The sequence below is a fragment of the Bradyrhizobium sp. CIAT3101 genome, from assembly GCF_029714945.1.
GTDB lineage: Bacteria > Pseudomonadota > Alphaproteobacteria > Rhizobiales > Xanthobacteraceae > Bradyrhizobium.
Genome location: NZ_CP121634.1, coordinates 5,366,134 through 5,385,261, shown reverse-complemented (window position 1 = coordinate 5,385,261; position 19,128 = coordinate 5,366,134). Strand labels below are relative to the sequence as shown.

At 64.0% G+C, this 19,128-nt stretch carries 17 protein-coding genes; 8 read left to right on the top strand and 9 right to left on the bottom strand.

The genetic code is table 11. The features are described from left to right. Positions 1-125: 125 nt before the first annotated feature. The 6 genes from QA645_RS25625 to QA645_RS25600 all read left to right on the top strand — a co-directional run bounded on the left by QA645_RS25625 (position 126) and on the right by QA645_RS25600 (position 8,370). Positions 126-2,534, top strand: coding sequence for a TonB-dependent receptor (locus tag QA645_RS25625; RefSeq protein ID WP_283044371.1), 2,409 nt, complete (start codon positions 126-128; stop codon positions 2,532-2,534). Between the two features lie 305 nt (positions 2,535-2,839). Further along, a complete protein-coding gene (locus QA645_RS25620; RefSeq protein ID WP_283044370.1) occupies positions 2,840-5,392 on the top strand; it encodes a TonB-dependent receptor in 2,553 nt (850 codons plus the stop codon). A 20-nt stretch (positions 5,393-5,412) separates the two neighbouring features. Beyond that, the gene (locus tag QA645_RS25615) at positions 5,413-6,102 is read left to right on the top strand and encodes a Fe2+-dependent dioxygenase (RefSeq protein ID WP_254130820.1); all 690 of its coding nucleotides are present in this window, start codon (positions 5,413-5,415) and stop codon (positions 6,100-6,102) included. Then, positions 6,099-7,103: a tonB-system energizer ExbB gene (gene exbB / locus QA645_RS25610; RefSeq protein ID WP_283044369.1), complete on the top strand. Its 1,005-nt coding sequence runs from the start codon at positions 6,099-6,101 to the stop codon at positions 7,101-7,103. Before QA645_RS25615 ends, exbB begins: the two co-directional genes overlap by 4 nt. Positions 7,104-7,106: 3 nt before the next feature. Then, complete coding sequence (gene exbD / locus QA645_RS25605; RefSeq protein WP_254130822.1) at positions 7,107-7,568, top strand: TonB system transport protein ExbD; 462 nt, start codon at positions 7,107-7,109, stop codon at positions 7,566-7,568. 10 nt (positions 7,569-7,578) lie between these two features. Continuing rightward, positions 7,579-8,370, top strand: a complete 792-nt coding sequence (locus QA645_RS25600) for a TonB family protein (protein WP_254130823.1) — start codon at positions 7,579-7,581, stop codon at positions 8,368-8,370. Positions 8,371-8,374: 4 nt separating this feature from the next. On the opposite strand, the gene QA645_RS25595 is transcribed toward QA645_RS25600, so the two are convergent. The 3 genes from QA645_RS25595 to QA645_RS25585 form a co-directional block, all read right to left on the bottom strand. Continuing rightward, a complete protein-coding gene (locus QA645_RS25595; protein WP_283053326.1) occupies positions 8,375-8,797 on the bottom strand; it encodes a hypothetical protein in 423 nt (140 codons plus the stop codon). 109 nt (positions 8,798-8,906) lie between these two features. After that, on the bottom strand, positions 8,907-9,587 hold the full coding sequence (locus QA645_RS25590; RefSeq protein WP_254130824.1) for a site-2 protease family protein: 681 nt from the start codon (positions 9,585-9,587) through the stop codon (positions 8,907-8,909). A 74-nt stretch (positions 9,588-9,661) separates the two neighbouring features. After that, complete coding sequence (locus tag QA645_RS25585) at positions 9,662-10,528, bottom strand: LysR family transcriptional regulator (protein WP_283044368.1); 867 nt, start codon at positions 10,526-10,528, stop codon at positions 9,662-9,664. 91 nt (positions 10,529-10,619) lie between these two features. Here QA645_RS25585 and QA645_RS25580 point away from each other — a divergent pair, with 91 nt between their 5' ends. Beyond that, complete coding sequence (locus QA645_RS25580) at positions 10,620-11,531, top strand: DMT family transporter (protein ID WP_283044367.1); 912 nt, start codon at positions 10,620-10,622, stop codon at positions 11,529-11,531. Positions 11,532-11,533: 2 nt separating this feature from the next. Here the strand turns inward: QA645_RS25580 and QA645_RS25575 are convergent, their stop codons facing one another. The 6 genes from QA645_RS25575 to QA645_RS25550 form a co-directional block, all read right to left on the bottom strand. After that, positions 11,534-11,926 carry a GFA family protein gene (locus tag QA645_RS25575; RefSeq protein ID WP_254130827.1) on the bottom strand — a complete coding sequence of 131 codons (393 nt, stop codon included), beginning with the start codon at positions 11,924-11,926 and terminating at the stop codon, positions 11,534-11,536. Next, a complete protein-coding gene (locus tag QA645_RS25570; protein ID WP_283044366.1) occupies positions 11,923-13,080 on the bottom strand; it encodes a serine hydrolase domain-containing protein in 1,158 nt (385 codons plus the stop codon). Before QA645_RS25570 ends, QA645_RS25575 begins: the two co-directional genes overlap by 4 nt. Before the next feature lie 31 nt (positions 13,081-13,111). Continuing rightward, entirely contained in the window at positions 13,112-13,858 is a 747-nt protein-coding gene (locus tag QA645_RS25565) for an SDR family NAD(P)-dependent oxidoreductase (RefSeq protein WP_283044365.1), read from the bottom strand. A 21-nt stretch (positions 13,859-13,879) separates the two neighbouring features. After that, the gene (locus QA645_RS25560; RefSeq protein WP_254193248.1) at positions 13,880-14,611 is read right to left on the bottom strand and encodes an SDR family oxidoreductase; all 732 of its coding nucleotides are present in this window, start codon (positions 14,609-14,611) and stop codon (positions 13,880-13,882) included. Between the two features lie 137 nt (positions 14,612-14,748). Beyond that, positions 14,749-16,578, bottom strand: a complete 1,830-nt coding sequence (locus QA645_RS25555) for an IlvD/Edd family dehydratase (protein ID WP_254130831.1) — start codon at positions 16,576-16,578, stop codon at positions 14,749-14,751. 127 nt (positions 16,579-16,705) lie between these two features. After that, positions 16,706-17,803, bottom strand: a complete 1,098-nt coding sequence (locus QA645_RS25550) for a LacI family DNA-binding transcriptional regulator (protein WP_254130832.1) — start codon at positions 17,801-17,803, stop codon at positions 16,706-16,708. 206 nt (positions 17,804-18,009) lie between these two features. On the opposite strand from QA645_RS25550, the gene ugpC reads away from it, so the two are divergent. Beyond that, positions 18,010-19,071: a sn-glycerol-3-phosphate ABC transporter ATP-binding protein UgpC gene (gene ugpC / locus QA645_RS25545; protein WP_254130833.1), complete on the top strand. Its 1,062-nt coding sequence runs from the start codon at positions 18,010-18,012 to the stop codon at positions 19,069-19,071. Positions 19,072-19,128 lie beyond the last annotated feature (57 nt).

Below are 19,128 nucleotides of genomic sequence, written 5' to 3'. Positions count from 1 at the left end.
CTAGAGCGATTCAAGTGGTCGCGCGCGTCTCCTCGCATTGACCTGATTTTTCGCGATCGATAGCACCGCCTCATCGTTCGTCGCGCATGTCGCGGATCGACGAATATAAATTGGGGTGCGTTGGAATGGGGCTGGCGGTGGCTCCGCGATCGTTGCGTGCGATCGCGGCAAGGAATTCGTTTGAACTCGATGGCAATTCCGGCAAGGCGGTGTCCGCCGTCGCCGGCCTGATTGCAGTGGCGTCGGTCTCGGGCGGCGCACAGGCGCAGCAGTCGAGCCTGCCGCCGGTGAATGTCGATGCGCCGGTCGAGCGTTCGCGTCCGGCAGCCTCCAAGCCGACGCCGGAGCAGGTCCGTGCACGCAACGCGCTTCGCCGCGCCGCGCAGCGCCAGCAGGCGCAGCAGCAGGCCGCCGCCGCGGCACCGGCCCCGGCCGGTGCAGTGGATCGCAATCCCTATGCCGATCCGGCTGCGCCCTACAAGGTCGACCACGTCCAGGCCTCCGGCAAGTTTCCCGAGCCGATGCTGAACACGCCGAAGACGATCACGGTGCTCAGCAAGGAAGTGCTCGAGGACAAGAACGCGACGACGCTGAAGGAGATCGGTCGCTCGACCGCCGGCGTGACGCTGGGGTCGGGCGAGGGCGGCAACGCCTTCGGCGACCGCTTCTTCATCCGCGGCTTCGACGCGCGCAACGACGTCTTCATCGACGGCATCCGCGATCCCGCCGTGTCGATCCGCGAGAACTTCTTCACCGAGCAGATCGAGATCCTGCGCGGACCGGCATCGTCCTATGCCGGCCGCGGCACCGCCGGCGGCGCCATCAATATCGTCACCAAGCAGGCCGGCGACGTCAACTTCAAGCGGATGGATACCGAGTTCGGCACCGACCGGACCAAGCGGGTCACGCTCGACGTCAACCAGGTCGTCGATCCGACCTTCTCGGTGCGCACCGGCGGCCTGTTCCAGGACGCCAATGTCGCCGGCCGCAACTACGTGACCGACGATCGCTGGGGCACGTTCCTGTCGACCAAGTATACCCCGACCAACGACATCAAGATCACGACGAACTACGTCCACACCGATCTCAGCGGTCTGCCCGATTTCGGCGTGCCTTATTACAAGCAGGGCAACGTGCCGGTGACGTCGGCCGGCATTCCGCGCGGGACCTGGTACGGCTTCCTCAACCGCGACTTCCAGACCGCGCGGCAGGATTTCGGCACCGGGACGGCGGAGTACAAGGTCAACGAAGCCATCACGCTGACCAGCAAGGTGCGCGGCGAGCATTCGCTGCTGAACTATATCGGCACGCTGCCGCAGAACCCGGTGACGACCAACATCAATCCGCTGCTCTGGACCACGACGGCGAGCGCGCAGAGCCGCTACCAGACGGTGGACGTGTGGGCCAACCAGAACGAGGCCACGTTCAAGCTCGACACCGGCGGGATCAAGCACACCGCGGTGTTCGGCGTCGAATACACCAACGAGAACATCTCGATCGATCGTTACTCGGGTCTTGCATCGGAGCTGGCCGGCTCCGGCTTCACGAGCAACGGGGCTCTCTCGGGGATCAATCTCTACAACCCTCAGTCCGCTTACGTCGGTGGCTTCGGCACACCGACGCTGACGGGCAATCCGACGCGCTATGGCGTCAACACCAGCAGTGTCTATGTCATGGACACCGCGAACTGGCAGGACACCGTCATCGTCAATGGCGGCATCCGCTACGACGGCTACAACATGAGCTCGTCGACCAATGCGGCCTATCTGAAAATGAACTCCGATCTGGTCAACTATAACGTCGGCCTGGTCTACAAGCCGATGTCGATCGGCAGCATCTATGCGGCCTACGCGACCTCGGCCAATCCGTTCGGCTCGGAGCTCGACGCGACCGGCACCGATTACGGTGGCGTTCCCGCCAACACGACCGTTCTGCTCGGGCCCGAACGCAACAAGGCGGCGGAGGTCGGCACCAAGTGGGAACTCGCCGATCGTCACCTGCTGGTCTCTGCGGCGCTGTTCCAGACCACGAAGGACAATGCGCGCGAGACCAACGCTGCGGGCCTCCTCACCTCGGGCGCGGCCTACAAGATCCAGGGCATCGACATCGAGGCCGAGGGCAAGATCACCGATCGATGGAGCATCTTCGGCGGCCTGGTGCTGATGCAGTCCAAGGTCACGCAGAGCAACATCGCCTCCAACCTCGGCCTGCAGCTTGCCAACGTCGCCCACCAGTCGTTCAGCATGCTGACCAAGTACAAGTTCGACGGCGATTGGGAAGTCGGCGGGCAGGCGGTGTATCGCTCCAAGGTCTATGGCGGCACGTTCGCGGCCAACACCGGCAACGAGCTGCCGAGCTACTGGCGCTTCGATGCGTTCGTCGAGAAGAAGATCGACAAGAACTGGACCATGAAGTTCTACGCCCAGAACCTCACCAACAAGCTCTACTACGACACGCTCTATCGCAGCGCCGTGCCGTTCGTCGCGGTCGCGCCGGGGCGGGCGTTCTACATCGTCACGACGGCCAAGTTCTGATGACGTTCTGATTGCGCCGTTCCAAAAACGGGATGCCTGCCACGGCAGGCGTCCCTGCGCTCCTGCAATCGACCACGATGCGCGCCATCCGCAACTTGGTACCAGTTTAGAACGCTTACAAACTTCAGTTTAGAACGGTTCAAACTGAAATGCGCAGACAAGTTTAGAATCGCTATGAAGTGGCTGGTTTGTTGCCCAGTGTTGCTGTGATCGCGTTGACCCCCCTGAACACGCTCGGTAGCACCAATGCGTCGCGTTGTCGCAACGCGACTATTGGAAGCAGAAGAAGCACAGTGGGGCGTGTGATGGGCGTTACAAGAACACCGCGGTCGTTGCGTTCGGTCGCGGTTCGGAAATCATTGGGCAGCAATCTCGATGGCGCGACCGGCAAGACCGTGTCTGCCGTCGCGAGCCTGATTGCGGCCGCGTCCGTCTCGACCGGCGCGCAGGCGCAACAGACCAATCTGCCTCCCGTGAACGTCGATGCGCCCAAGGAACGTCCGCGCTCCACCGCTGCAAAGCCGACACCCGACCAGGTCCGTGCCCGCAACGCGCTGCGTCGCGCCGCGCAGCGCCAGCAGGCGGCAACAGGCCCGGTCGTCGATGCGAACGGTCCGGCACCCGATCGCAATCCGTATGCAGACCCCGCTGCACCCTACAAGGTCGACCACGTCCAGGCGGGCGGCAAGTTTCCCGAGAAGCTGGTCGATACGCCGAAGTCGATCACCGTGCTCAGCAAGGAAGTGCTCGAGGACAAGAACGCCACGACGCTGAAGCAGGCGATTTTGAGCACCGCTGGCGTGACCCTGGGCACGGGCGAGGGCGGCAACGCCTTCGGCGACCGCTTCTTTATTCGCGGTTTCGACGCCCGCAACGACATCTTCATCGACGGCGTGCGCGATTCTGGCGTCAGCGTCCGTGAGAACTTCTTCACCGAGCAGGTCGAGATCTTGCGCGGCCCCGGCTCGACCTTTGCGGGCCGCGGTGTTGCCGGTGGTGCGATCAACATCGTCACCAAGCAGGCGGTGACGGAGAAGAGCTTCTACAACATGGACACCACGTTTGGCACCGACAGGACCAAGCGTGTTGTGCTCGACGTCAACCAGGTGGTCGATCCAACCTTTGCCATCCGTGCAGGTGGGTTGTTCCAGGATGCCGGTGTGGCTGGCCGCGACTACGTCACGGACAACCGTGATGGTGCCTTCGTCGCTACGACTTGGAAGCCGACCGACGCGATCAAGATTACGACCGACTACATTCATACCGAACTGACTGGCCGTCCGGATTTCGGCGTGCCGTATTACCGGCCCAGCGCGACGTCGACTGCCGGCGGTCCGTTCCCGGACTTCGGTGCGAACCGCAGAAACTGGTATGGCGAGATCAACCGCGACTTCTACCGGACCGGTCAGGACATCGGCACGATCAACGCGGAAGTGCAGATCACCCCCGATCTGATGGTCAGCAACAAGTTCCGCGCTTCCAGCTCGAGCCAAAACTACATCGGAACTCTGCCGGAATCGCCCGTGATCGGCACGCCCTTGTCGGCCTCCACGGTGACGTCCAACCCGCAGAGTCGTATTCAGGTTACCGACGTGCTCGCCAATCAGACGGAGGCGACTTACAAATTCCAGGATGGAGTCGGCTTCAAGCATACCGCGCTGGCGGGTATCGAAGTCGATCGTGAGAGATCATCGATCGACAAATATCTTGGACTCACCACCGAGACGGTCGGCACTCCCTTAAGCGCATCCGGATCGCCGACAAACACGAACGTGTTCTTTCCCCAAAACACGTTCTTGTCGTTCCCGACCCCGTCGGTCGCGGGCCTGCCGACCAAGATCGGCATCGACACCGTTAGCGGCTATGTCATGGATAGCGCGAACTATCGCGATCTCCTGATCCTCAATGGCGGCTTCCGCTACGACAATTACAGCATCAATACGTCGGGATACACAGCGGTCTCCGGCGTCAACAAGTTCGGCACGCAGTCCGCCGAATTCCTGATTCCAAACTTCAACCTGGGTCTTACACTTAAGCCGCTTCCGAACGGCAGCGTCTATGTAGCGTATGCGACCTCGGCAAACCCAGTTGGCGCGGAATTCGACGGAACCAGCACCGCCTATGGCGGTCTCTCACCGTTCCTCAACGGCAGCACGAACCAGATTTTCGGGCCGGAGAAGAACAAGGCGATCGAACTCGGAACGAAGTGGGAGCTGTTCGACCGTCATCTTTTGCTGACGGCAGCGCTGTTTCAGACCACCAAGGAAAATGCCCGCGAGGCGCAGAACATCACCGCGGCGACGGCAACCGCGACCTGTCCCTACCCGGTGACCGTCCCGGCCACGACCGGCACGGTGTCTTGTATCACGGCAGGCGCAGCTTACCGCATTCGCGGCATCGATCTCGGTGTCGGCGGCAAGCTCACCGACAGATGGAGCGTATTCGGCGGCCTCGTCCTGATGCAGTCGGAGATTACGAAGTCGCTGGCGCCGTCGCCCAACATCGCGCTTTATCCGACCAACGTCGGACTCAAGCTTGCCAACGTTGCGCACCAATCCTTCAGCTTGTTGACCAAATATCAGCTCACCGATGTCTGGGAACTCGGGGGGCAAGCAGTGTACCGCTCGGAGATCTACGGCGGCACGTTGCTCGCTGCAAACCAGGGCACGTCGATCCCGAGCTACTGGCGCTTCGACGCGTTCGCCGAAGCGAAGATCAACAAGAACTGGCAGGTCAAACTGTTCGTCAACAACATCTTCGACAAGCGCTACTACGACGCGTTGTACCAGAGCGCCGCGCCCTTCGTGCTGGAAGCACCGGGACGCGCGGCCTATGTGGTCCTTTCGGCGCGCTACTGATGGAGAGATAACGAGGTGCCATGCTGACATGCATAGACGGCGTCCTGAGCAAGGAAGATGTGGCGGATTTCCGCCGCATCATGGACGCCAGCGAATGGGAAGACGGCCGTTCCACCGCGGGCGCGCAGTCAGCAATGGTCAAGCGCAACGAGCAGTTGCCGCCGGATAGCGAGGTCGCGCGCAAGCTCGGCCATCGCATCATCTCGGCGTTGACGGCGAACCCGCGATTTCTGGCAGCCGCGATCCCGCTCCAGATCTTCCCGCCGCTGTTCAACCGCTATGCGGCGGACAGCGGCCATCATTTCGGCCTGCATGTCGACAACGCCATCCGCGGCGACCGGCTGACCGGCCTTCGCATCCGCACGGATCTGTCGGTCACGCTGTTCCTGAGCGAGCCCGAGGATTACGACGGTGGCGAACTTGTGATCGAGGACACCTACGGCTCGCACGAAGTCAAGTTGCCAGCCGGGGACTGCGTGCTCTATCCCTCGACCAGCCTGCATCTGGTCACGCCGGTGACCAGGGGGGCGCGGGTTGCGTCTTTCTTCTGGCTCCAGAGCATGATACGGGACGATCAAGCTCGCAGCATGATCTTTGATCTCGACACCGCCATTCAGGCGCTGGTGGCACGGCTCGGGCGTGACGATCCCGAAACGGTCAAATTGACGGGTATCTATCACAACCTCATTCGCTACTGGGCCGAAGTATGAAGATCACATCTTTCCAAGCAAGCTTCGCTGCAGCCGTGCTGCTGACGGCCACCTGGCTCGCAGCTCCTGTTTCTGCCCAGACACAAACCCAGCCGGCCGCGCCGGCACGGCCCGTTGCGGCGCCGGCACCCGTGGCGGCCCAGCCGGCTCCGGCTGCTCCCGCAGTTGCGGCACAGCCGAATGTTGCGGCGCCCGCGCCGTCGACGGCCGCCCCCGCGGTGGCTGCGCCCGCGGCCGCCGCGCCCAGCGCGACCGAGGCTACCATCGCCCCCGCATCCGAGGCGGCGCCGAAGGCCGGTATCGCGCCGGCCATGAAGGAATTGTCGCCCTGGGTGATGTTCATGTCGGCGGACATCATCGTGAAGGCGGTGATGATCGGGCTTGCCTTCGCCTCGCTCGTGACCTGGACCGTCTTCATCGCGAAGTCGATCGAGCTGTCGGTCGCGTCCGCCAAGCTCCGTTCGGCACTGAAGAAGATCGCCGAGGTGCGCTCGCTCGCGGAAGCCCAGATGGCGCTCGGCACCAAGCAGGGCATCCTGCCGTCCTTCCTGGCGGCAGCGCTGCGCGAGGCGCGGATGTCGGCGGGCCTCTCCAGCGACACCGGCATCAAGGAGCGCGCGGCCTCGAGCTTCGCCGAGATCGTGCGCGCCGAACAGCGCCGCATTCGCATCGGCATGGGCTTCCTCGCCACCATCGGCTCGACGTCGCCCTTCGTCGGCCTGTTCGGTACCGTCTGGGGCATCATGAACAGCTTCATCGGCATCTCGAAGTCGCAGACGACGAACCTCGCTGTCGTCGCTCCCGGTATCGCCGAGGCACTGCTCGCGACCGCCATCGGCCTCGTCGCGGCGATCCCGGCCGTCATCATCTACAATCACTTCTCGCGCGTGACGAAGGGCTATCTCGAGCTCGTCAGCCGCGCCTCGGGAGCGGCGGCGCGGCTGTTGTCGCGTGATCTCGATCGCAGCCACGGCAGCGCACATTCGCGCGCGGCGGAGTAGGCCATGGCTGTCTCGCTCACCGACAACGATGACGACGACGACTTCTCGGAAACGCATGACATCAACGTCACGCCGTTCATCGACGTCATCCTGGTGCTGCTGATCATCTTCATGGTCGCGGCTCCCTTGTCGACGGTCGATCTGCCGATCGACCTGCCGACCTCGAGCGCGACGCCGCAGAAGAAGCCGGACAAGCCGACCTATGTCAGCATCAAGCCCGATCTGACGCTCGCGATCGGCGAAAACGCGGTCAAGCGGACCGACCTTGTCAGCTCGCTCGACGCCATCGCCGACATGAGCAAGGACAAATACGTGTTCCTGCGCGCCGACAAGGCCGTGCCCTACGGCGAGTTGATGGGCGTCATGGAAATCCTGCGGTCCGGCGGCTATTCTCGGATCAAGCTGGTGGCGCTCGAAGCACCTCCTGCGGCGGCTGGGCCGGCGCAGGGGGCGGTCCAACCCTGACGGCAGCGCGATGTCCGACCCTGTAATCGACGCAAAACCATCCCGGCGGCTCTGGATTCTGGCCGCGATCGCCGCGATTGGCCTGCATCTCGGCGGGGCTGCGCTGGCGCTCGCCAACCTTCGTGCCGACGACGGCGACGATGGCCTCGGCGCCAACGGCGCGGAATACGCCGTCGAGATGACCTCGCCGAAGCTTCCCGAGACGGATCTGCCTCCCGGCCCGGATAGCGAAGCCTCGCAGTACCAGCCGCAGCAGATGCAGCAGCAGGCCGAGGTTCACGAGACCGATCTGCCGAAGGAAATACCTCAGGAGGCCGAAGACCCGGACCGCCTCGTCACCGAGAACGACTCCAAGAAGCCGGTCGAGGACACCACGAAAGTGGCCAAGGTCGAAACCCAGGCCGTCGAGGAGATGCCGAACGCCCAGGAATCGGCGAGGCAGGCGCTGAACGAAGACGCGCGCGAGGACGAGAAGGCGGCTGCCCCCAACCAGGGCATCGGCAAGGACCTTCGCAAGCTGACGGCCGAGTGGGGCAAGCGGATCAGCGCCTATTTCGAGCTGCACAAGCGCTATCCCAAGGACAAGAGCAAGACGACGACGGTCAAGCTCAGCCTGGTCCTGAACCGACGCGGCAATGTCGTGTCAGTCGACGTGGCCGAGTCCTCCGGCGATCCCGCCTTCGACAGCGAGGCCATCTCCATGGTGCGCCGTTCGGATCCCGTGCCGGTCCCGCCGGCCGACCTGACCGACGATCAGTTCGCCTTCAGCCTGCCGGTGAATTTCAAGAAGCCGTCAAAGTAGACCGTCAGCGCCAGAAGAACTTGATCGAGACGTAGACCACGACCAGGCAGGCGAAGATCAGCGCCACCGGGAGGGGGCGCTTCTCGGTTCCACCGAACATCGCCGATCCGAACATGGCGGCCTTCTTCGGCTTGGGGGCCGGGCGCCGGAAGGCGGTAACATTGTCCGCCACCGGCTCAGCCGCCCGGGTACGCACATCGGGCGGGTTCCCGGCGCCGCCCATCTCCAGATAGTAGGATTTGTAGACCTCGGCGATGGTGGCTTCGGCGGCCTCGCCCTCGCTCATCCGCTCCAGCAGCTTCTTATAGCCGTCGAGGAAGCCCTGTGCGTCCGCAGGCAGCGCCGACAACCCATTCAGCTTGGCCATCATCTTCCAGGTGGCGAAATCGGCGCGGGCACGGGTGTCGGCGCGTCGCGCGATCAGCATATCGGCAGCTTTGACCAAGTTGGCCTCTAGCCCTTCGGCTTTGTCTTCAAGTGCAGGATCTTCAAGTCCGGGATCTTCAAGTGCATGGTCTTGAAGGGAGTGTCTTCAACTACGCATTGCCGGTAGCGAAGAGAACAGCTTGAATCACATAACCGGTCAACGTTCGCAGTATTGCTGAAATAACATCAAGATTTAGACCGAACTGGGAACCCGCAAGCGGCAGCAGGATCAGAAGCGCGATCAGGATCATCATGCCGTACGGCTCGAGCCGTGACAGGGGCAGGGCAAGCGGCCGCGGCAACAGCCCGACCGCGACCCGTCCGCCGTCCAGCGGCGGGATCGGCATCATGTTGAAGACCGCCAGCACGGCGTTGATCAGCAGCGCATTCTTGAGGTTGTCGAAGATCCATTGCGCCGAACTGGCGGGCGCCAGGGGCAGGGCGTGCAGGGCGAGGCCCGCGACCAGCGCCAGCAGGATGTTGGTGACGGGGCCGGCCAGGGCGACCCAGACCATGTCCAGCTTCGGATTGTTGAGGTTGCGAAAGTTCACCGGCACCGGCTTGGCGTAGCCGAACAGGAACGGCGAATGCGCAAACAACAGCATCGCCGGCAGGATCAGCGTGCCGAACGGGTCGATATGGCGCAGCGGATTGAAGCTGACGCGGCCGAGCTGCCAGGCGGTGTTGTCGCCGAGGCGGTGCGCGACGAAGCCGTGCGCCGCCTCGTGGAAAGTGATGGCAAGCACCAGCGGCAGCACCCACACCGAGAGGTCATAGAGGGAAATGTTCAATTTGCATCTCGTCCGGTTTTGCTCGTCGCCTTGCAGACGACCTGGCCAGACCGGCGGTGCAGCAACGCTTCGGCTCAAGATAGGATGGCCGGTTCCGAAATGCCACGCTGCAAATGATCGGCAAGCCGGGCCGCCGGGCGCGGCAGGTTGCGCGCGCGGTGGAAGCGGATGTCGGCCGCGGGAAGCGGCGGCAGGCCGTCGCGTGCGCCGAGAGCGCGGAGCCGAGGCGGCAGGATGCCGGCCTTCACCACGGTAATCGCAAGGCCCTCCGCCGCGATCGATTCCACCGCCGCCAGCGTCCGGCTGACGAAGGCGAGCCGCCACCGCCGGCCGGCGCGATCGAGCGCGTCTGCGGCCCATTGGCGAAACAGGCAACCGGGCGGGTACAGCGCGACGGGCAGAGTGTCCTCCGCCGTGGCGCGGCAGGTGGCGGCCGCCGCCCAGACGGCCTGCTCGCGCCGCAACAACTCGCCGTCGCCACGCCCTTGCGGATGCATGGCGATGACGAGGTCATAGGCTTCGCCGAGCCGGGCCGGCATCGTCGCGGTCAGCCCGGTCTCGATCTCGACCCGCACCGCCGGATGCTCCCTGGCGAAGCCCGCCAGCAGGGGCGGAATGACGATCGTGCCATAATCGTCCATCACGCCGAGGCGGATGACGGCTTCCGGCTTGCGTGCGCGTAACGCGCCGATTGCTTCGGCATGGAGCGCAAGGATGCGCTGCGCATAGGCCCGCAACTCGTCGCCCGCGGCGGTCGGCACGATTCCGGCCCGATTGCGCTGAAACAGCTTTGCGCCGAGCCGCTCCTCGAGGCGCCTGACCTGCACGCTCACCGCCGACTGGGTGCGGTTGAGCTGATCGGCCGCGCGCGTGAACGAGCGATGCTCGGCGACGGCGAGAAAAGCCCTCAGCAGATCGGGATCGAGATCGGGCACGGTCATGACCAAAATTTATCCCAGCATGACGGAAATTCCATTCCCAGTTTGGGCACGGCCCGTATGCTCTTCGTCAAGGCGTTCGACGGGAGGGATGGTGGGCGAGATTCTTGGCGTTCTGGCTGCGGTGCTATCGAGTGCGCTCGGCGGCACCTCGATCGGTGCGACGCGCTATCTCGTTGGCAGCATCGATCCGCTGGCGATCGGCTCGTTCCGGTTCGGGATCGGCTTTCTCCTGCTGCTGCCGCTGACATGGCTGCGTGGCGATCGCTGGCCGTCGCGGGGCGACTGGGTTGTTGCTGTCGGGCTCGGTATCCTCTTCTTCGCGCTGTTTCCGATCCTGTTCAACGCATCGCTGATCTTCACGACAGCCGCGCGCGGCGCGCTCGCACTGTCGACATTGCCGCTGTTGACGCTCGTGATCGGCGCCGCGCTCGGCAGCGAGGCGCTGAGCTGGCGCAAATCGATCGGCATCGTGGTGGCAACATCAGGCGTTGCCGTCGCGCTGCTCACGGACCTCGGTTCGGCGCCGTCGGGCGCCTGGCGCGGCGATCTCCTGATGATGGCGGCTGCGCTGTGCATGGCGCTGTACGGCATCTGGTCGAGGCCGTTGATCCGGCGCTCCAGCCCGATCGCCTTCACCACCATGAGCATGGCAGCGGGCGCCGTCTGCCTTGTCCTGCTCTCGTGTTTCCGCGGCAGTTTTGCGCCCGTCGCAAATTTCGGCACGCCGCAATGGCTCGCCGCGCTTTACCTCGGCGCCTTCGGCGCGGCGCTGACCTTCTATCTCTGGGCCTTCGCGCTGGAGCGGACGACGCCAACGCGCGTGGCGATCTCGGTGACGGTCAATCCGATCACGGCGTCACTGGTTGGCGCCTTCCTGCTGAACGAGCCGCTGCGCTGGAATCTCGCCGCCGGCATCGTCGCGGTGTTTGCGGGAATCTGGCTGGCCACGACGACAGGACGGCGCGTTGAGACCGCCAGCTTGCCTGCTTCAAGCCGGCCCTGACCTTACGCCGGGATCGTCCTCTCATATTGTTTCAGGCCATCGTCGAGCTTCAGCCAGGCGAGCTTTTCCGAGACCCAGATGTGCTCGGTCGGTGCGAAGGCATTGCGGTCGTCGAAGGTCGCGAGCGCCACGCCGGCCAGTGTGCCGTTGCGCCGCCAGGAGAACAGCCGGGTGCCGCAGTTCTTGCAGAACACGCGCTCGATGGCCTCGGACGATGCGTAACGGCCGGTGTCGCCTTCAACGGTCAGCGCTTTCTGGTCGAACTGGGCGCGGACGAAATAAGGCGAGCCCATCGCTTTCTGGCACATGCGGCAATGGCAGATGCGCACATTCAACGGCTCGCCCTCCGCCTTGAACCGCACCGCGCCGCACAGGCATCCACCTTCTCTAATCATGCCACCCGCCATTCGCTGACTTGCCGCGCCATGTTCCAGTTGAGCTCATCGAGTTCGTCATCCATCTTGGTGTTCGGCCGGCTGACGTTGGTGAAGGCGGCCCAGCAGAAGCCGCCATGGGTTCTGACCGCAATCGTGCTGGTGCCGGGCAGGCTGCCATTGTGCCACCAATTGCCTGAACTGTTGATGCAGAATCCCTTGGCATAGTCCGGGCTGTAGCTCGGTGCCGTGGTCATGACCTGGATGGTGCGCGGCCGCAGGATGTTCGCCGGCCGGGCATAACCGTCGACATGCATCAGGAACTGCACGAGGTCAGTCGGCGTCGCGATCCAGCCGCCATGGGAATCCATGCGGCGGACGTTCATCTCGTAGGGACTTTCGACCTTGCAGTAATAGGCGACTTCGCCGGCCTGGCGCTGGTCGCTTGTGTTGCCGGCGATGGTCATATCGGTGACGCCGCAACGGTTGAGCACCTCGGTGCGGACATGTTCGGCATAGCGCTGGCCGGTGAGCTTCTCGATCACGCGGCCCAGCACGCAATAGCCGAAATTCGAGTAGGCGTAGTGCTGGCCCGGCGGACGGTCGAGCGGCCGATTGGCCAGCGTCCAGGTGATCAGCTGCGCGTGGTCCATGTGCGGATGCGTGAACATGGGATCGCGGTTGTCGTTGGTCCAGCCGCCGCCGGTATGTGTCAGGAGATGCTCGAGCGTGATCTGGTCGATGCCGGGCGAGTAGGGCGGCGCGCCGTAATCGGTGCCGAGCAGCGCGCCGGGGCCGAACACGCGGTCGGTGAGCTTGACGCGGTTCTCCTCGATCAGCCGAAACAGCGTGACCGAGGTGATCATCTTGCTGACGCTGGCGATGCGAAACAGATGTTGCGGCGTCGTTGCTTCATTCTGCTCGCGATCGGCGACGCCGAAGGCGGCCTGGTGGACGATCGCACCCGCATAGCCGATCGCAAAAGAGAGCCCCGGCACGTCGAACTTGCCCATGAAGCTCTGCGCCAGCCGGCCCATTGCCGTGCGTTCGGCCGGCGAGGGCGGGCGGATGCTCGGCGGGTTGGGCGCGAGCTGCGCCAGCGCGCGTTGCGACAGCAGCGGCAGCGCGCCCGCGCCGGCTGCGAACTTCACAAAATCCCGACGCCCAAGCTGCATGGTCCGCCTCCCTGGACGGACCATCACGCTCTCAATAGGTCGCCCGTCCCCCGGAAATATCAAAGACCGCGCCAGTGGAGAAGGCACAATCTTCGGATGCAAGCCACGCGGCCATCGCGGCGAGCTCTTCCACCAGGACGAAGCGGGCTTTGGGAATTTTCGACAGCATGAAATCGATATGCTGCTGCGTCATCTGGTCGAAGATCGCGGTCTTCGCCGCCGCCGGCGTCACGGCATTCACGAGAATGTCATGGGCGGCGAGCTCCTTGCCGAGTGACTTCGTCAGCGCGATCAGGCCGGCCTTCGACGCCGAATAGTGCGAGGCGTTTGGATTGCCTTCCTTGCCGGCGATCGAGGCGATGTTCACGATCCGCCCGTATTTCTGCTTGAGCATCACGGGCACGATCGCCTTGCAGACGATGAAGGGGCCGTCGAGGTTGATGCGCAGCACCTTGCGCCATTCCTCGAGATCGGTCTCCCACACCGGCTTGTTGACGCCGGCGATGCCGGCATTGTTGACGAGGATGTCGATCTTGCCGAAGGCGGCAAGCGTGGCATCGCGCGCCTGCTCGACGCCTGCGGTGTCGGTGACGTCGACCTTGACCGCGCGGACGCTGTCGCCGATTTCCTTCGCCGTCTTCTCGGCCAGCGCGGCATCGAAATCCCAGATAGCGACCTTGGCACCGGAGGCGACGAAGCGCTCGGTGATCGCGCGGCCAAAACCCTGCGCGCCGCCCGTGACGACGGCGACGCGGCCGTTGAGATCAATCTTGTTCATGAGATGTGATCCCTGCGGGCGTCAGAGCATGTAGCCGCCGTCGACGACGAGGTCGACGCCGGTGGTGAACGCGCTCTCGTCGCTGCCGAGATAGATCGCCATGTTGGCGATTTCGTCGGCGGTGCCGAGCCGGCCCATCTTCTGGCGGGAAATGAACATCTCCTTGCCCTGCGGCCCCTGGGCTGCGGCGCGGTCGAGCATCGAGGGGGTCTCGACCGTGCCGGGGCAGATCGAGTTGCAGCGGATGCCCTTGGTGATGAAGTCGAGCGCGACTGCGCGGGTCAGCAGCGACACGGCGGCCTTCGAGGAGCTGTAGACGTAGCGGTTCGCCGGCGGCCGCAGCGCCGCGCAGGACGAGATGTTGACGATGCTGCCGCCGCCGCCCGCGAGCATGTCGGGCAGGAACGCCCTGATGGTCCGGTGCATCGACTTGACGTTGAGGTCGAACGAGAAATCGAAATCCTCCTCCGAGCACTCCAGGATGGTGCCGTGATGCACGAAGCCGGCGGCGTTGAGCAGGATGTCGATCTTGCCGATGCGCTTGGCGAAGGCGTTGACGTCGGCGGTGTTGCGGACGTCGAGCTTTGCGACCTCGGCGATGCCTTCCTTGGTCAGGCCCGCGATGCCGGCCTCGTTGATGTCGGTGGCGATGACGGTTGCGCCTTCACGCGCGAATGCGAGGGCGCATGCGCGCCCGATGCCTGCCGCTGCAGCCGTGATGACGGCGCGCTTACCCTTGAGGCGGTCTGCCATGTTCTTGTTCTCCTCACCTTGAAAATTTGACTGTTCGTTTCTCGTCATTGCGAGCGAAGCGAAGCAATCCAGAATCTTGCCGCGGAGGCAGTCTGGATTGCTTCGTCGCTACGCTCCTCGCAATGACGGTGTCGCTGTTAGTGATTATCCCGCGGCACGCCAAACGCGGCGGCGACGTTCTGGTAGCGCGTGGCGAGCTCCATGCAGGCGCCGGTCGATTGCTGGCCGACGGTGTTGCGATAGATCTCCTGCCAAGGCGTCTGGTTCGCCGGGTGCTTGAAGCCGCCGCTGGCCTTCAATTCGGCGTGGCGCTTCTTCAACTCGTCGTCCGAGATCAGGATGTTGGCGCTGCCCTTGTTGAGGTCGATGCGCACCTTGTCGCCGGTCTTGAGGATCGCAAGGCCGCCATTGGCGGCGGCTTCCGGCGAGGCGTTCAGGATCGACGGCGAGCCCGACGTGCCGGACTGGCGACCGTCGCCGATGCAGGGCAGGGACAGGATCCCGCGTTTGATCAGGGCGGCCGGCGGCTGCATGTTCACGACCTCCGCGCCGCCGGGATAGCCGATCGGGCCGGTGCCGCGGATGAACAGCACGCAGTGCTCGTCGATGTCGAGCGAGGCGTCATCGATCCGCTCGTGATAGTCCTCCGGACCCTCGAACACGATCGCGCGGCCCTCGAAGGCATTCAGATCCTTCGGGTTGACGAGATAGCGGTCGCGGAATTCCTTGGAGATCACGGAGGTCTTCATGATCGCGGAATCGAACAGATTGCCCTTCAGCACCAGGAAGCCGGCGTCCTTCACCAGCGGCTTGTCATAAGCCCAGATCACGTCGTTGTCGGGCTTCGGCGCATCCTTGCAGTTCTCGCCGATGCCGCGGCCGTTCACCGTGACTGCGTCCTCATGGATGCGCTTGTGCTTCATCAATTCGCGCACGACGGCCGGCACGCCACCGGCGCGGTGGAATTCCTCGCCGAGATAGAAGCCGGCCGGCTGCATGTTGACCAGCAGCGGCACGTCATGGCCGAATTTCTGCCAGTCATCGATCGACAGCTCCACGCCGATATGCCGGGCGAGCGCATTGATGTGGATCGGTGCGTTGGTCGAGCCGCCGATCGCCGAATTGATCACGATGCAGTTCTCGAACGCCTTGCGGGTCAGGATGTCCGAGGGCTTGAGGTCTTCCCAGACCATCTCGACGGCGCGCTTGCCCGTCTCGTAGGCGATCTGGCCGCGTTCGCGGTAGGGGGCCGGAATCGCCGAGCAACCCGGCAGCGAGAAGCCGAGCGCTTCGGCAAGGCCGTTCATGGTCGAGGCCGTGCCCATGGTGTTGCAATGGCCGACCGAAGGCGCCGAGGACGCCACGATCTCCATGAACTCTTCGTAGTCGATCTCGCCTGCGGCGAGCCGCTCGCGCGACTTCCAGACGATGGTGCCGGAGCCGGTGCGCTCACCGGCATGCCAGCCGTTGAGCATCGGGCCGCCCGACAGCACGATCGCGGGCAGGTTCACGGTCGCCGCCGCCATCATCAAGGCGGGCGTGGTCTTGTCGCAGCCGGTGGTCAGCACCACGCCGTCGAGCGGATAGCCGTAGAGGATCTCGACCAGGCCGAGATAGGCGAGGTTGCGGTCGAGCGCCGCGGTCGGGCGCTTGCCGGTCTCCTGGATCGGGTGGGTCGGGAATTCCATCGCAATGCCGCCGGCCTCGCGGATGCCTTCGCGGACGCGATGCGCGAGCTCGATATGATGGCGGTTGCAGGGGGAGAGGTCGTTGCCGGTCTGGGCGATGCCGATGATCGGCTTGCCGGACTGCAACTCGGCGCGGGTGAGGCCGTAGTTCAGATAGCGCTCCATGTAGAGCGCGGTCATGCCCGGATTATGCGGGTTGTTGAACCAGTCCTGCGAGCGAAGGTGGCGGCGGGTGCCGTTACCGGCGGGCGCATGCCCATTGGTTGGCTTTTTTGTCATTGGATTCTCCTTCAATGCAAACGCACGGGCCGGCGTCCGGGATGCCGATCGGTGCGATGCCCGGCAGCGCGAGCATGTCGTGACGGCCCGCCTGCTGGCGAACGTTTCCTGATGGCAGCGATACTACTCATGGGTCGTTGGTAACGCTATCATTTTGTACGGCTGGCGCCCATTCCGGCGTGTGCGGGCCGGCCGCGAGCCGCTGCGTCTGCGAACTCTGCCGCTCGATCACGGTAAAGCCGAGATCGAGCACGGGCTCCTCGGGACGCTTGCCTTCGATCGCCTCGATCAGCATCGCGGCAGCAGCGCTGCCCATTTCGTAGCGGTTGGTCCGGACGCTCGTCAGCGTCGGCACCGAGGAGGCCATGAATTCGAGGTCGTTGAAGCCGACGATCGCGATCTGATCGGGGACTGCGATGTCCCGTCGGCGGCATTCGAACAGCACGCCGAGCGCGAGGTCGTCATTGGCGCAGAACACCGAGTCGATGCCGGGCTCGCGCGCGAGAAGATCGGCGAACAGCGCGCCGCCGAGCGTGACCGAGGTCGGCGTCGCCGTCGTCACGATCAGTCTTTGGTCGAACAGGCCGGCGTCCTTCATGGCCGCGACATAGCCGTCGAGCCGGCGCTGCACCCGCGGGTCCATGCGCGCGCCGACGAAGCCGATCCTGCGGTGGCCCTGCGCGAACAAATGTGCAATTGCCGCGCGCGCTGCATCATAATGGGAAAAGCCGATCATCATGTCGACCGGGTTGGGCCCGATCTCCATGATCTGAACGATCGGGCAGTCGGCCGCCTCCAGCATCGCGCGCGATTCCGTGGTCTGGTCGATGCCTGTGACGATCAGTCCCGCCGGCTTCTGCGCCAGAAACAGGCGCAACAGCTTCTCCTCCTGGAGGATGCTGTAACGCGTGTTGGACAGCTGGATCGAGTAACGGCTGCTTTCGGAGGCGTCATAGATGCCGCGCAGCACGTCGGAGAACACGTTGTTGGTCAGTGACGGAATCAAGACACCGATCACCTCGGTGCGCTGCGAGGCCAGCGCGCGTGCCGCAAGGTTGGGCACATAGCCGAGCTCCCGGGCCGCGCTTTCGACCCGCGTCCGCTTGGCGACCGACAGCGCCTCGGGATTGCGGAAGAAGCGGGAGGCGGTAATGGGGCTGACGCCGGCGAGCTCGGCGACTTCCGCCAACCGAATCTTGCCCGACTTGGTGCGCTTTCGTCCCATTTGTTGCTCTTAACACAGCCACTCCCGCAAACAAAGGATCGTTGACAGCGCTACCAGCAACGACTAACCAAAGACAAATTGCCAAAGCCGCACAAACTGCCGACAATGTCGCCTGTTAAGAGGGGCTTCGGGTCGGCGAAGTTCAGAAAAAACAAGACGGTGGCGGCGCCACAGTTGCGTCGTCTAAGTCGGAGGAGGGAGCCTAGATGTCGTCTGTGCAAATCCGCGACGTGCGGAAATCGTTCGGCAATTTTGAAGTCCTGCACGGCGTCTCGATTCCGATCGAGGACGGCCAGTTCGTCGTCCTGGTTGGCCCTTCCGGCTGCGGCAAGTCGACGCTTCTGCGCATGCTCGCAGGCCTCGAGAACATCACCTCCGGCACGATCTCGATCGGCGACCGCGTCGTCAACAATGTCCAGCCGAAGGAGCGGGACATTGCGATGGTGTTCCAGAACTACGCGCTCTACCCGCACATGACGGTCGGCGAAAACATGGGCTTCTCGCTGAAGCTGCGTAACGCCGGCTCCGACGAGATCAACAAGCGCGTCAAGCGCGCTGCCGAAATCCTCGCACTGACGCCGTTGCTCGAGCGCTATCCGCGCCAGCTCTCCGGCGGCCAGCGCCAGCGCGTCGCCATGGGCCGCGCCATCGTGCGCGATCCCCAGGTGTTCCTGTTTGACGAGCCCTTGTCGAACCTCGACGCCAAGCTGCGCGTCGCCATGCGCACCGAGATCAAGGAGCTGCACCAGCGGCTCAAGACCACGACCGTCTACGTCACCCACGACCAGATCGAGGCCATGACCATGGCCGACAAGATCGTCGTGATGCATGACGGCATCGTCGAGCAGATGGGCACGCCGCTCGAGCTCTACGACAAGCCGGAAAACCAGTTCGTCGCCGGTTTCATCGGCTCGCCCGCGATGAACTTCCTGAAGGGGCATGTCCGCGTCAACGGCGTTGCGACCTTCGAGGGACCGAACGGCGTCAGGCTGCCGCTCAAGAGCGCGCCGGCGGGCTCCGATGGCAAGCCTGTGGTCTATGGCGTCCGTCCCGAGCATTTCACCATCGCCGATGACGGTGCCGACGCCGAGATCGTCGTGGTCGAGCCGACCGGTTCGGAGACGCAGGTATTTGCGAAGGTCGGTGGCGAGCAGGTCGTCGCGGTTTTCCGCGAGCGTCACCAGTTCAACCCGGGCGACAAGGTCAAGCTGAAGCCCGATCCGGCGCTGGTGCATCTGTTCGACGAGGCGACCGGCAAGCGCATGTAGCGGCGTTTCGTGACGTAAGACGACTAAATACAAAATATAAAATTCAGGGAGAGAACG